General features: G+C 43.7%; 10 protein-coding genes. 3 read left to right on the forward strand and 7 right to left on the reverse strand.

Annotation, left to right across the window (positions count from 1 at the left end; translation table 11 throughout):
• Positions 1-30: 30 nt before the first annotated feature.
• The 7 genes from EGV92_RS05810 to EGV92_RS05840 all read right to left on the reverse strand — a co-directional run bounded on the left by EGV92_RS05810 (position 31) and on the right by EGV92_RS05840 (position 10,746).
• Entirely contained in the window at positions 31-480 is a 450-nt protein-coding gene (locus EGV92_RS05810; protein WP_131668295.1) for a chemotaxis protein CheX, read from the reverse strand.
• A 2-nt stretch (positions 481-482) separates the two neighbouring features.
• Entirely contained in the window at positions 483-845 is a 363-nt protein-coding gene (locus EGV92_RS05815) for a response regulator (RefSeq protein ID WP_131668296.1), read from the reverse strand.
• A gap of 53 nt (positions 846-898) precedes the next feature.
• The gene (locus tag EGV92_RS05820) at positions 899-3,079 is read right to left on the reverse strand and encodes an ATP-binding protein (RefSeq protein ID WP_131668297.1); all 2,181 of its coding nucleotides are present in this window, start codon (positions 3,077-3,079) and stop codon (positions 899-901) included.
• Positions 3,080-3,142: 63 nt separating this feature from the next.
• Complete coding sequence (locus tag EGV92_RS05825; protein ID WP_131668298.1) at positions 3,143-4,039, reverse strand: substrate-binding periplasmic protein; 897 nt, start codon at positions 4,037-4,039, stop codon at positions 3,143-3,145.
• Between the two features lie 1,093 nt (positions 4,040-5,132).
• A complete protein-coding gene (locus EGV92_RS05830) occupies positions 5,133-6,308 on the reverse strand; it encodes a multidrug effflux MFS transporter (protein ID WP_207401762.1) in 1,176 nt (391 codons plus the stop codon).
• A 280-nt stretch (positions 6,309-6,588) separates the two neighbouring features.
• Positions 6,589-7,401, reverse strand: coding sequence for a crotonase/enoyl-CoA hydratase family protein (locus tag EGV92_RS05835; protein WP_131668300.1), 813 nt, complete (start codon positions 7,399-7,401; stop codon positions 6,589-6,591).
• A 9-nt stretch (positions 7,402-7,410) separates the two neighbouring features.
• Entirely contained in the window at positions 7,411-10,746 is a 3,336-nt protein-coding gene (locus EGV92_RS05840; RefSeq protein ID WP_131668301.1) for an ATP-binding protein, read from the reverse strand.
• 357 nt (positions 10,747-11,103) lie between these two features.
• Between EGV92_RS05840 and cysM the strand changes: the two genes are divergently transcribed.
• The 3 genes from cysM (at position 11,104) to rlmD (ending at position 14,779) form a co-directional block, all read left to right on the forward strand.
• Positions 11,104-12,051, forward strand: a complete 948-nt coding sequence (cysM, locus tag EGV92_RS05845; RefSeq protein ID WP_131668302.1) for a cysteine synthase CysM — start codon at positions 11,104-11,106, stop codon at positions 12,049-12,051.
• A gap of 227 nt (positions 12,052-12,278) precedes the next feature.
• Positions 12,279-13,085 carry a 3'-5' exonuclease gene (locus tag EGV92_RS05850; RefSeq protein ID WP_131668303.1) on the forward strand — a complete coding sequence of 269 codons (807 nt, stop codon included), beginning with the start codon at positions 12,279-12,281 and terminating at the stop codon, positions 13,083-13,085.
• Positions 13,086-13,237: 152 nt separating this feature from the next.
• Positions 13,238-14,779 (forward strand): 23S rRNA (uracil(1939)-C(5))-methyltransferase RlmD, encoded by a 1,542-nt coding sequence (rlmD, locus tag EGV92_RS05855; RefSeq protein WP_131668304.1) that lies wholly within the window; start codon positions 13,238-13,240, stop codon positions 14,777-14,779.
• Positions 14,780-15,048: the final 269 nt, after the last annotated feature.

Here is a 15,048-nt window from a genome sequence, read left to right on the forward strand (position 1 = left end):
ATCTTCTACTTTCCAAGTATTAATAAGAGTCTAGTCTTGTAGACATACAACAATTTCGCCTTGCTGCGACTGCCATGTAATTGGAATAATAAATGAGTGCCCTGCTTTAGGAAGAATAACGCTCTGCGGTGAGCCTTTAAAGACAAAGGGTACTGAGATATGAAACTCCGCGCCAAACTCTTTACGAGCATTTCCTGAGATAGTATTGGCCACCTCACCAGCAAGATCGATATAATTATCTTCGCATTTATCGGTCTCTCCCATACTGTCTAATATACCATCTAGCAGCGCTCTAGTAGCGGTAAAATAGACCACACCTTTTTGTGCCCCTGAGATACCAATAACACCTGAATAGTCATGTATTCGAGGTTGTTTGTTCTCAAGCAAGTAAGGGGTATCTATAACCAACTCTTCAGTCGTAAATTGATCAAAGTAGTGTTTTACAATATCCACAAATATTTGTAGCTTTTGTTCTTTCATAATCAATCCTGTACTAATTCGTCAAGCGCTTCTACCAATTCTTCTTCAGAAAATGGCTTGGTCAAAAATCCACTTGCCCCAAGAGATAGAGCTTCAATACCCGTGGCTTTGTCGGATAACGCGGACACGACCAAGATACGGACCTCTGGATCAATTGCTACAATTTTCTCAATACATTCAAGACCATCCATATGCGGCATGGTCAAATCCATGGTCACCACATTAGGACGATGGGTATTGAATTTTTCGATCGCATCCACACCACTTGTCGCCGTTGCCACGAGCATAAACTGCTCTGAGTTATATGCGCGCTGAATCCGATTACGAATGATATTAGAGTCATCGACTACCATTAATTTAAACATCGTAATATTTTATCCTCAGTTAATTCTATCGTATACCTTGTTAACACCTGCCTCTATTGAAGGGGCAGGGTAATAACAAAGCGTGTCATCTTGCCTTGATCTGAGCTTACATTAAGATGACCTTGATGCTCCTGAACTCGCTCTTTGATGATATCCAAGCCAACACCTCGGCCACCATCTTCATCAGCACTCTGTCTCGTGGTGAACCCTGAAGAAAAGAGCTCAGATAATAGCTGATCTTGATTTAAATCATTGGCCTGCTCTTGGCTATATCGTTCCAAAGCGACCAAGCGTGCACGGATAGTCTCGTAATCAATGCCTTGACCATCATCATTCAAAGTCATCACTAAGCTCTGATCGATATTTTCAACAGTAAGTTGAATGTGGCCAGTAGCAGATTTGCCAGCAGCTTCACGTTCAGCAGGTGTTTCTATACCATGAACAATAGCGTTTCTTAACAGCTGAATACTTATCTCTTTGACCACTTGGCTTAGGCTATCGGGAATGATTGATGACTTTAATCCCTTAGTCTCAAGCTGAACCTGCTTTTGTTGTCTATCAGCAATTTGTTGGGCAAACTCTTGATAGTATTTTGTCAAGCTTGCATCTTCTTCATTTGCGCTTACCGCTGAGCTATGAAGCGCACTACTCGCTGAACGGTTACTAGCAAACTGTTCAGTAGCATTGGCCGATCTAGTAGCAACACCACTCTGACGACTTGCTGCTGCTGCAGGAGAGGATTGATTGATACGCTCACCTAACGTCTCAATAGTGTTAGAGAGGTTTAATAATTCGTCTAGGTGTACCGCTAGAGGCAAGAAGTCGTTACCAGATAGCTTGCCTTGGTTTTGCATACCATGTAGCTGATCTTCTGCATCGGAGGCAATCTTAGTAAAGGAGTGTAGCTTTAGAGCCGACGCCTCCCCTTTTAAGCTATGCATCTCACGATAGATAGAGTTGAGCTTTGACTCAAGCTCAAACTGGTTGCTGCCTGGATTTTTCAAGATGTTATTCATTCTGTCGATATGTAGCTTGGTATTAACGATAAAGTCGTTAATAATCTTTGGCTCTACATTCAAGATTGTCGCCAGCATCTCAATCTGCATGTCACTTTGGGCGCGCTCTTGCTCTAAGCGTTGTTCTAAGCGAACCGCATCAGAGACATCATTAACGTTAACCAAAATCCTAGCGATGTCTTTGCCTTCATAAACTCGTGAAAACTTAAAGTCAAGATAACGGTTATCACTGACTTGTTCAGGAGAATTATTGTGGAGCATGACCTTATGTAGCGGGTTTAAGTCATCGACCAGCTTTTCTTTTACGCGAGGGTTATACAGCTGCTCAATAAACTGACGGGTAGTACTCAAATCTTTTTCAGAGAGTCTGCCACGTAAGACATTGGTAAAGTTCTCACCCGCCAAACGCTCAGTACCTAAAATATTGGATAAAGCTTTTGAATGCTGTTGACCGATATTAAGGTCTTTATCCAATAGGAAAAGTCCTGTATTAACCGTTTGCATGATTTCTTGAGTCTCACGGCGAGCTTCTAGCGCTTCTGCATCTGACTCACGTAGACGACGCACAAAGAAGAATACAAATATAATAAAGTAGGCAAGAATTGCTGCCACACCCAAAATCTGGATTAAGCGAATAGTATTTGCTTGCTGCTTGGTGTCTTCATATACTTCTTTAGTGAGTGAATTTAGGGCATCATTCATTCGTAGGCTTGATGTTTTAGCTTGCTCATAGGCCAAAGACAACTCATCTGATGAATCGACACGAATATCATCAGCTCCTTCAAGATAAGCTTCAATACGTGGCTTTAGTCTATTCCAATCGTTTTGAACCTCTTTAAGTTGGGCTAACCCAGTTTCAGTATTAATTTTTGGAATATTTTGGGCATGACCTTCTACATAATCAGCCCCACTATCCATGCCACTTAATAGTTGATCGATATCATTAGCGTTGGCTGCCAACCTTTCTCTAACGCGCTTCTGGTGAGGGGAATTAATATGTTCACCCACACTACTTTGCAAATCAAACAGGTCTTTAATAACAGCTTGAGCATTATTTGCTGTCTTATTTGACACATTAACTAATGCCGTATTGCGCTCTAAGACACTTGACGTATAAAACGTAAAAGCAAGCAAGACACCAATGAGCGCTAAAAAGACTGCAATTGATAAAATCAGACTACGATAGCGCGAGTTATTGTTTTTCATGGCAACAGCCATAGCTCGTTCCTTTTAATATATTAATGAGTTCAAACCTAATCCGTATCTTTACGATAGGATGGTCTATTGCGCTTGAGCCACAGAGTTTTTATCAAGCATCTTTTGTTGCGCTTGCGAGTTTTTTGTTAAATCTTTACCAAACCACTTCGTCGTAAGTTCACCATACTTACCATTATTTTTTAGCCCCTCAAGGCCTAAATTAACTTTGTGAAGAAGTTCAGGTTGCTCTTTGTCTACTAAAAATACTTTTCGCGCGCCATTATCACTCAAGCTTTCATAATCAAAGTACTTTGGGTTTAGCGTTGGTAAATCATTCATGGTATAGCGCAGTACCCCTGAGTCGCCAGCGACGACATCAACCTTATCTTGCGCCATAGCTTGTACTGCCAAAAAAGTCGTTGGATACTGCTCTAAAGATTTGAGGGAATAGTCATTTTCAGTAAAGAGCCGATACGGTGCAGAGTTACTCAGCACCCCTACTCGTAGGCCATTGATACCATCTAATGATTGGATATTTAAAGTATCATCAAGATAAACTAGTGTAGAAGGAAGCGGGGCATAATCATCAGACAATAAATATTTACCAGATCGCTCTTTGCTGTAAGTTACCCCTGCTGCAATCATATCGCGGCTATTACTATCTAAATTATCAAATAGCTCATTCCAAGGATCGTTATAAACTTCAACTTTAAATCCCTGATCTTCGCCGATAGCACGAATAAGCTCTAAGTCGAATCCGGTAACATTGCCGTACTCATCTTTAAATTCATAAGGGGCGTAGTTTGCTTCAGTACCCACTTTCACTACAGGCGCCGAGTCGGGTAACTCACTGACAAAATCAGTCTCTGAGCTGTTTTGTTCTTTACTAACTGTAGACTGTTCTTCGGTTTGCAGCTTTTGGTCACAACCAAATAAGCTTACCCCTAATACAAATGGTAATGCCTTGTATATAGTTCTCATACTACTCCTTGCTATCCGTTCATCCAATCAACAATTAACTATTTTTTATCACTAAGTTTAATAAAACTAATAAATAAAAGACGCATGAATTACTGACGTTAAATAAACGAATAAATTGTGGTTTTGAATATTAATGGGTTAAATGGTGGGTGAAGTTTTATATTTATTTAAGCAACTTATTATGCCTAATCTATTTTTATATAACTTTTAAATCAAATAGTTTATAAAGAATTATATTGTAATTAAATATCAAAATATTGGTAAAGCCAACTTACAAGCAAACTTAAACTAAAAAATAGGGAAATTATAATAGCCAATGAATAGCCAAACTGTTTTATTTAATGCTAAGTTACACTACCATGAAGATAATAAGAACCTTCATAGCAAGCACCTGATTTTTATATCATAATTTAATATAAAACATAAAGCAAACAAATTATTATTATATCGTAACTTTTCGGAATCAATCTTATTCCACATAAAAAATGTGTGATAAATATTAATGCCATTATAGTAAACAAAGGTTTATATTAAATATTCTCTTATAAAGAAAGATACTAGAAATACAGTCTAGTATTTTTTAAAAATCTAATGTGTAATTAAAGGAGAATCATAAGCTGTTAGACACTATTCTTAGTACCTACTCTCTTATTGAAAAGTTGGTTTTAACGAATTATTAAATTATATTAAACACAGTAAGCAATACAGCTAATTAAAATTTATTAAACTAATGTCTTTTAATTTATTATCAAGCTAGACTGTCTATTTTTTTTAAATTATTGTTATTTTGATAGGTGTTTTAGCTTAAAGTTACCGCAGCGAAGCTAAAAGGAATTTTACACGATTCTGAAACCTCTTTTTAGGATCACATAGCCAACAAGATATCACCAGTCTATTTTAGATTCGGCACAAAGTCGCTGGTATAAATTTACCGCCACCTCAGTCAGCTCATGACTTCTAGTCAGTAAATTTATACCAGCTATTCTTTTATATAGTAGTTTTGAATAGGGTTAACCATAAGATTTTATTAACATTATGCTAATGTATAATAATATGTATTAACTCTATTTTACGTAGGACAATATATAAGGATTTAATCCACATTATCCAAATCCAAGCGACTGTCTATCTGCCAGATTAAATAGCAGCCCAAGCTCATCAATACAAACATGGTTATCCCCAGCTTTAATACAGGGTTTACAGGGAATAAGTTTAATAGCAGACCACCAAAGATACCGACAGAGAACATAAGCGAGCCTTGAAGGGCACTTGCCATTCCGGCGCGGTGACGCTGAAAAGCTAGGGCAATCGCTGAAGCGTTGGGCTGGGTAAGCCCTAGACCTGCAATACAAAAGAAAATACATACCAATACCAGAGGTAGCCAAGCTTCTTGACCAAACAACGCGCCAAGGGTCAATAGTCCTGCAGAAGCCGTCACTTGAATCATCGCGCCTGTGCGCAGCAGAGTTAGTATCCGAAAACGATTGGTCAACCATTGATTAATTTGCGTTAGCCCTATAAAACCTGCGGCATTCATACCAAATATCCAGCTAAAGTGGGTAGCAGATAGTCCGTAAGTATCCATCAATAGCTCAGAGGCGGCGCTGATATAGACAAACATTGAACCCATTAGTAGCCCACCACCAATCGCCGGATAGCCAAACCGAGAGTCATGTAATAAGTCCCAATATTGACTAAACACTTCTTTGATTGGTCGAGCATTGCGGTCCTCTACACGCAGCGTCTCAAAGAAAAACAGCTTGGTTAATAGCAGGTTCAGTACTCCAAAGGCCATCAAAAACCAAAAGATAGAATGCCAGCTAAAAAACTTTAGAAATACGGCACCCAGCGCTGGCGCTAAGATAGGCGCCAATCCCATGACTAGTACCATAATAGAGAACGCTTTGGCCGTCTGCTTAGCCGTCAGCCGATCACGAATGGCGGCGCGCGTAACCACCGCTCCCACACAAGCCCCTAGTGCCTGCAAGGTTCGACCGACAAATAAGACATACTCATTATTGGTTGTGGCACAGACCAAAGAAGCTACGACATATAAGCTCATGCCTATATATAGGGGTTTGACTCGCCCTACTCTGTCACTTAAAGGACCATAAAACAGCTGACCAAATACTAGACCAACGAAGTAAGCTGGGACAGAGTTGGCGATAAATGCAGTCGATACCCCAAAGCTATCCGCCATAGAGGGTAGAGCTGGCAGATACATGTCAATGGATAAAGGACCAATGGCGACCATTAGACCTAGCATCATAATCCAAGCTACAGGCAAGTCTGCTGAGCGGACTCGCTGATTGGACGGGGTAATGCTAGGATTGGTTGCAGCAGGTTCGGAGGTAATCGGCTCAATTGCAGAGGGTTTTGAATATTTTGGCTTGTTAGACGGCATACCACATACTCATAAAGAGATTGTTATAAAAAAATAAAACGCCATTAGGGCATTTAACACTAATGGACGTAGAAAAAATAGCGTATAAAATTTACTAAATGTAGCCTGAGGCAAGGTCAAATCATGATCAACCGCTTAATAAAGGCTAGCGGTATTTGCGTTTACCATAGCTGGTGCTAGCCTCTTTGATTTTTTTCAGGGCTTGTTTGCGATTGTGGCTTAGCATCATTTTGAGCTGCCAGCACTTTTCTTGATATAAGGTGAGAGGCGACTGCCTATACATATGATTAATGACACGCTTGCTCGCTAACACCGCATCAGGTGACCTTGATGCGATCTCTAGCGCCAACTGCCTAGCGATGGCTAACGGCTCGTCTGCTAGCTGACTTATCAGTCCTAGTCTCTGCGCTTCAGTGCCATCAATAGTTCGCGCACTCATGGCTAACTCCTTCAACACATCTGCGCGCACGACACCTAAAGCGGACTGAGTTAACCCCATATCGGCAACGAGTCCCCATTTGGCCTCCATGATTGCAACCTGACAGTCTGGCTGCCCCACTCTGATATCGGCAGCTAAAGCCAGTTGCAGACCTGCACCTAAGCAGTGCCCTTGAAGCGCTGCAATAACGGGTACGGGTAGATCGCGCCAGACCAGACAAGCATGCTGAAATAGACTTTGCCAAGGCTTGATTAGCTCCCAAAGAGCGAAAGCTTGGTTTTTAGGCTGATTGAGATCACCCAAATCTATACCTGAACAAAAGCTGTCCCCAGCGCCAGTGAGAATAACCGCGCGGATGGCTTTATTGTCACGGATATCATTCGCAGCAGCAATAAGCTCCCGCATCATGGCAAAGCTCATGGCATTCTTTTTTTTCGGTCGATTAAGGGTGAGGGTTATGATGTCATCACTGGTCTCTATAGTCAGCGTCTTAAAATGAGACATTTTATCATTACTCATGGTTGTCCTTTATATCATTTTCCAAGTCATGTCGTCTTCGCTCAATTTATGATAACTCAGCTGAGGATGGGTAGATAAGTCTACATCGCAGAGGTTATCTAGGGCTATTTGTAATGCTTCATAACTTGGTGCAAGCATAGCAAACTGTGCTGGCGTCGTATGTTGCACATTGAGCAGACACCTGTCTTCAAGATCTTGACTGGCTTTACGCAGCTGCGGTACACCGGCGTAGCGACTTGCGCCCAATATACGATGAGCGATTTGCGACAGTAGAGTGCGGTCTTTATCTTCCCACGCTTGGGCGAGGTCACTCTTTTCTTGTTCAATACTATCAACCATCATAAAGATAAGTTGCGCAGCTAGCTCCGGTTTATTCGCAGAGCGCGTGAGCGCATCTTCCCAGTCAATCACTGGGAGCGACTCTAAGGCTTCTGTCTTATCTGTCATGTCTATCGATTCTGGAGATGCGAAGTTTGAGTCGATGCTCTTTTCACTAAATGCCGCAGACTTAGGCTTACGCACTTGATTCAGCACTGCTTGAGTGCTGTCTTCAAGTGGCGTGTCTACTAGACCAGCTTGCTCTGCCGTTAGCATAGGTAAATTAGCGCCTTTTGAGTTACCTCGCTCTCCTGCAGTCGTTCTACCTAGCCATTTTTGCAATACTTGCAGCAGCTGCGGCTGACTAATAGGCTTACCTATGTAGTCATCAATACCAGCCGCGATTAGCCTGTCGCGTTCATCTGATAGCCCATGCGCTGTCAAAGCGATAATTGGCGTTCTGTGTTTTGGGTCTTCGATTTTGCGGATTTGTTCAGCAGCCTCTCGCCCTGACATTCTTGGCATTTGAATGTCCATAAAAATAAGATCAATCCTCTCAGCTACGGCATGTTTTTCAATAGCGTTTGCAGAGGTGGCAGCGCTATTTTTCTGTAGATTCTTTTTGTCATTACTTAACAGCGCATTGGTAGTTGACGCACTACCTTTTTTAGCTGTTCTATCAGATTGCTGATGGTGATTGTCATAAATGTCTAGATCGTTTGTTGCGTCTGTTTTTTGTTGCTTTAACGCCGCTTGCTGCTTACTCATCAGCTCTATAGCATCAAAGCCGCTATTGACCGTCACTACCTTGATACCCAGCTCAGACAATAGCGCATCTAGCACCAGTAGATTAGGAAGATGATCATCCACTGCCAAAACTGTGATACCTTGCCAGCGTTTTTCAGGGGCTAATTGTGGCTGTTTTGAGGCCTGAGTATCAAGCATCCGGTAAAGTTGGCTTTTGTCTAGCGGCTCATACAGCCCTGTCGCCTGATAGCGCTCAAGCAGCCGCTGATCAGAGCTGACCTGATAACCAAAGACGGCTAGCTTGCCTTGATAATGAAGGCGAATTTGCTTAAGTAGTGCCATCATATCGTCCTGAGTGTCATTATCAACAATGACCCAGTCCCAACGATTGCCAAACTCTTTTAATGACTCTAAAACTCCTGGCAATGAGTTAGCTTGAGTTAAATTTATGGGCAGCGCCCGTAAGCTGGCTTTTAGTACCTGCATCGAGGCAGGATGATTAATCCAAGCCAGTAGATGAAACTCATCATTAGCATTTGCCAATGGCGCTAGTACTGGCAACGGCAAATGCTCCTGATCTACCGCCTCTAAGACATCGACCTGCGCCGGCATGCGAAACCAAAACGTCGAGCCTTGCTTAGCAATGTTCTCTTTAGCATTGTCATAAAAACCAATATCACCGCCCATGAGCCTAGTTAACTGCTTGGAGATGACTAGACCCAGTCCCGTTCCACCATATTGCCGGGTGATTGACGGGTCCCCTTGACTAAAGCTTTGGAACAATAGCTTTTGGTCTTCAGCAGATATCCCCCTGCCACTATCTTGGACCGCGATCATCAGCTGATTGTCCTTATAGTCATCGAGACTTACCCGAATTAATACCTCGCCACTGTCAGTAAACTTGATAGCATTGCCTACTAAGTTGGTCAAAACTTGCTTTAGTCGGAGAGCATCGCCGATGATATGACGTGGCACATCGTCATAAAACAATACGGCCATACGTAGGCGCTTTTCTGCGGCAACTGGCGAGAGCATATCTGCGACATCATAGATGGCGTCATATAAGTTAAATTCATGCCGATCTAATACCAACTTTCCCGCTTCAATCTTAGAGAAATCTAATACATCATTGACCAAAGCCAGTAAATGCGCAGAAGACTTACGAATGGTCTGAACATATAGAGCCTGCTCACCACTTAAATTTGCCTTTCTAGACAATAGATTGATAAAGCCATCAATACTATTGAGAGGGGTTCTAAGCTCATGACTGATATTGGCCAAGAAGGCAGATTTTGCCTGACTGGTCGATATGGCTGCATCTCGCGCATTACGGATAGAGATATTTTGCATCTCCATCTCATCAAAGGCGACCCGAAGATCATCTTCGGTTTGCTCGGCATGATCTTTTAATTCTTGGAAGCTGGTGTGTAAGCGCCGCAAGGTCTTTACTATTTCTTGCTGCAATAGGTTAAGCTCGCCGGTCGACTCAATAGGCATTGGTTTATATAGCGTATCTACTTCAGTGCGCTGAAGCTGAAGCCGAAGCTCATAAATCGGTGTAATCCAGCGCTTGGCATAGATATTTAAGCTGAGTAATAATAGGAGTAGAGTCAGTAGTCCAGTAATTGCAAGGGCTAAGGCAATGCGATAGCGAGCTATATGCAATGGTTCATTATCCATGTCGACCATCAGCCAGACGCGGCGACCATTCACTTCATCCAGGTAGGTGCCATAAGCTGTACCAATGGGCGTTTTTAACGCATTCACTATGCTACTTTGGCCGTCAAATAATGGCCACTTTTCATCAGTACCGTAGCCTACCGCTAATAATACTTGGCCTTGATTATCGACTATGGCTACTCGTTGCACATGCTGATTTGTGCGTATTCGAGTCAGCTTATTGCGTAGATCTGTCAGCTTAGCGCTGGTGTCGGTAACATCGGAGGTTATGGCCTCATTAGGAGCTTCGCTGACTGGCCGCGGTACGTTTGTCAGATTGTTGAATATCTCTGGAGTTTCACTGGCTATTGCAGCGTCGTTTTCAAGAGCCGCCGTACTTTTAGGAATGGCAAAAATTTCTTGCAAGTCTTGTGACAGCATGGGCTTATAACGCATTAGCACGGCTTGTGCCTGAGCTTGCTGCTCAGATAGACTCGCCCGCATACTCTCATAAAAGACCAAGACACCACCGACCAGTGCCAATACCAAAATCGGTAAAAACACCAAAACAATTAATTGACCATAGGCACTACTCATGCCGAATTTCTTTTTATAAGCCATGCCGGTTGCTCTACTTTTAAATACTCACTTTTAATGGTTGGACACCGAGTGATACAGGCTATCTCTATTTTTATCGAGTCCTTTTGTAGTCTAACAGGGTTTGGCTCTATTGGGCAGACGCTATACCAACCAAAAAGCGCGACTGAGACGCAAGGCTCAGAGCCAAATAACTTTGACACCAGAAAAAAATCACCATTCAAGGTAGGGTTCACTAATAGGCCGATTGTTACTGACATTGACAGTAGGGCTTTGAGTACTTGCTCAGCACAATAGCTGACGACACAACCTTTTGTGAGGTGTTATAATTTCTTTATTTCATCATTTTATCTATTCATAGCAAACTGACTGAGACGAATCATGGCTGACAGCACGCTTACTTCCAATTTTACCCAAAAAACGACCACTCTAGCCGACTGCGTAGGCAATACCCCACTGGTGACGGTGCAGCGCTTAGCCAAGCAAGAAGGCATTAATGATAGCGTCCAGCTACTCGCTAAACTTGAAGGCAATAACCCCGCAAGCTCAGTAAAAGATCGCCCTGCCTTTAACATGATTTTTCAGGCTGAAAAGCGCGGTGATATCAAGCCAGGTGATACTTTAATTGAGGCCACTAGTGGCAACACTGGTATCGCGCTAGCAATGGTCGCAGCGATGCGCGGCTATGAGATGATACTGCTGATGCCGACCAAATCTACTCAAGAGCGTAAGGATGCCATGGCCGCTTATGGTGCCACCCTTATCGAAGTAGATGAGGGCATTGAAGCCGCCCGTGATCAAGCCTTACAGCTGCAAGCTGAGGGCCGTGGTATCGTGCTTGACCAGTTCTCAAATCCTGACAACAGTGCTGCCCATTACCTGACTACTGGTCCAGAGCTTTGGCAGCAGACTGAGGGCCGCATCACTCACTTTATTAGCTCAATGGGCACTACGGGTACTATCTCTGGCACCGGCAAATATCTAAAAGAACAGAATCCTGATATCCAAATCATTGGTCTGCAGCCAGATGAAGAAGCCTCCATTGCCGGCATTCGCCGCTGGGCGCCTGAGTATCGTCCTGAGATTTATGACGCCAGCGTGGTCGATCGCGTCATGGACATTAGCCAGACGACCGCTGAAGTCTATATGCGTAAGCTGGCCCGCGCTGAGGGTATTCTTGCAGGAGTTTCCTCAGGGGCCGCTGCTTGGGCCGCTCTACAAGTCGCTGCCGAGATTCAAGAAGAGCAGCCAGACGCTGTCATCGCCTTTATCGTCTGCGACCGCGGTGACCGCTACCTATCTACGGGGCTGTACGCCGTAGAGGACTAGTGACAGACCGGAACCTATAGCATACTGGAGCCAATCCCGCTATCCGCTTATAGTTGGCAGTCTGCGGGGCACAGCTGCTAAGCTCAGCGGCATTCCATCATTTGAGCGACTACCGCTGAGCGAGCAGCTATAAGCCCCGTAGCCTCCCAAGCTACCGCTACTATCGGGGCTAAAAAGCCCCACGTAAGCTTAGTTCATTATTTTTTATCCACTCTGTAGACCTGTTTATGAGCACATTTCCAAACGCGCCTGTCTTAGTCTTTGATATCGAAACCGTCGCTGACGTTGAGGGCGCACGCCGAATCTACCCGCAGCTCGCAAGCTTAAACAATACCGATACCTTAGCAGCCTTAACCAGTCTGCGTGTTCAAGAGTCAGGACATGACTTTATGCGCTTACCGCTGCAACGTATTGTCTGTATCTCAGCGCTCTATATCAAAGACGGCCAGTTTTCATTATTTTCACTGACGGCAGACAAATTTAGCGAAGAAGAGATTCTTGCTAAGTTTTTCCGCGCTTTTAACGATACCAATAATTTGCCGCAGCTGGTCAGCTGGAATGGCTCAGGCTTTGATATTCCAGTACTTATCTACCGAGCTATGCAGTATAACTTATCAGCACCATGGCTATTTGAAGAAGGCGAGCGTATCAAAAACATGCGCTTTGATAATTACGTCAACCGCTTTCACACTCGCCATCTTGATTTAATGGACCGCTTTAGCCAATACGGTGCCAGTCGCCGTGAAGCTATGGACGTGGTTGCCAGTCTTTATGGCCTACCCGGCAAGACTGATGTCGATGGCAGTATGGTTGGCGACTTGGTCGCTAATGACGACTGGCAAACCCTATCGATATACTGTGAGTCTGATGTCATGAATACTTGGCTGATCTACCTGCGCTGGCTGCGATTAACAGGTGTACTAGCTGGTGATGTCTATGAGCAGTGGCAATTGCAGTCTCGAGAGTATCTTAATAACAAAACTGAAGCCGATGGCACGCCAAGGCATCAGGCATTTCTTAGTGATTGGCAATAACAACTATACAGTTATGAATAACGGCTTGCGATTAAGCCGTTAAATAACGGTTTAGTCTCCAATAATTTTCTGTACACAATGTGGTAAAATTGCCCGCAATTATTATCTCAAATTCGCTAATGTAGCGTGACGACTCTGACACAGGCAGGTTTATGCAACCCACCGATTCAACCCCCTCTTCCACCACTTCTACTGAGACGCCAAGAACTAAAAGCTCTCTTGCGACGGCGCCTAGTAAGAAGAAATCCAAACCTAGCGCCCGGATTCGAAAGCGCTTAAAAGATGCACCGCCTCTACCCTTTACCATTGATAAGCTATCTCATGATGGGCGCGGTGTGGCCATATATGGCAATGGATTTGACGAGGCGCAAGGTCATATCACTGACAAGCACGGTAAAAAAGTCTTTATTAGCTTCGCCCTACCTGGCGAAACCGTAGCAGCAAAACTGACCAATAGCCGTGCCAGCTTTGAAGAAGCAGATACCGTAGCAGTCACTGCCGATGCTCATCCCGAGCGGCAAAAGCCGCCTTGTCCGCATTTTGGTGTTTGTGGTGGCTGCTCACTGCAGCACTGGCAACCAGATGGTCAGATTGCCTTTAAGCAAACGGTCTTGGCTGAGCTTTTAGAGCATCAGGCTGGCGTCCAACCTGAGCAATGGCTCGCGCCTTTAGTCGGTGACCGTCTTGGTTATCGGACCAAAGCACGATTGGGCGTACGCTATGTGGCCAAAAAAGAGACGGCTTTGGTGGGCTTTCGCGAGCGCAATAGCAATTTTTTAGCCAATCTTGAGATCTGCTATATTCTAGATGAGCGCATCGGCCTTGAGATTGATAACTTAAAGGCGCTTATTAGCTCTCTTGAGATGCGTAGCAGTATCGCTCAGCTTGAGCTGGCTATGGGTGAAGCGCAGCCTGAACTACCTGATGGCGATCAACCAGTGGCGCTTATTGTTCGTCACCTTGAGCCATTGCCACAGAGCGATATCGACAAGCTTAAGTCCTTCTTTGCTGCACGGCACTGGCAGCTATATTTACAGCCTAAAGGTCCAGATAGTATTCACCGCGTTCCATTGTTTGACGGTGATGATATCAGCGAACAGTTTGGTCGCCTTTACTATGAGCTTCCTGATTATAACCTTACCTACGAATTTATCCCCACAGATTTTACTCAGGTCAATCTATCGGTTAATCGCAAGATGACTAAGCTGGCTTGCGACTTACTGGAGCTCAAGACCGGTGAGCGTGTCTTAGATCTATTTAGTGGTCTTGGTAACTTTAGCCTACCCCTTGCCCGGCTCGTCGGTGGTGAAGATGGTCAGCAAGGTTTGACCATCGGCGTAGAAGGCTCAGATGCTATGACCGCACGAGCTGAGGCTAATGCCAAGCGCAATAATCTGGGCAATACTCAATTTTATAGTCAAGATTTGACACAAGATTTTAGTGATCAGCCTTGGGCGCAGCAAGGATTCGATGCGATTTTAATTGACCCTCCTCGCTCTGGTGCTTGGGAAGTGATGCAGTACCTACCACGCTTTAATGCCTCAAGAATCGTTTATGTATCATGTAACCCTGCGACGCTTGCTAGAGACACCAAAGCCCTTATTGAACAGGGTTATCGACTTACCCATGCTGGAGTCATGGATATGTTCTGTCATACTGGTCATGTTGAGTCTATTGCCCGCTTTGAGAAATAAGCTTTAACATTGATTGTTAGGTATTTTTTCTTGATAAGACGCCAATGGCTCTTTTAAGTATTTAGATTTATAGGGCTTATTTTAAGCTACATAATTGTAGACTCTATTATGGGCCTAATATTTGTACCCAATCTGCCATCATGTGTATTTTAACCATTGTAGAATTAAATCAAATATTGATATGATTCTCTTCGAGCTTATTTTATCGCTACGTGGCTGACCAATTGACTCTAATACTAGGCTTATGTCTATAAACATGACTAAAGCGT

It is taken from the genome of Psychrobacter pygoscelis (genome assembly GCF_004335015.1).
Classification (GTDB): domain Bacteria; phylum Pseudomonadota; class Gammaproteobacteria; order Pseudomonadales; family Moraxellaceae; genus Psychrobacter; species Psychrobacter pygoscelis.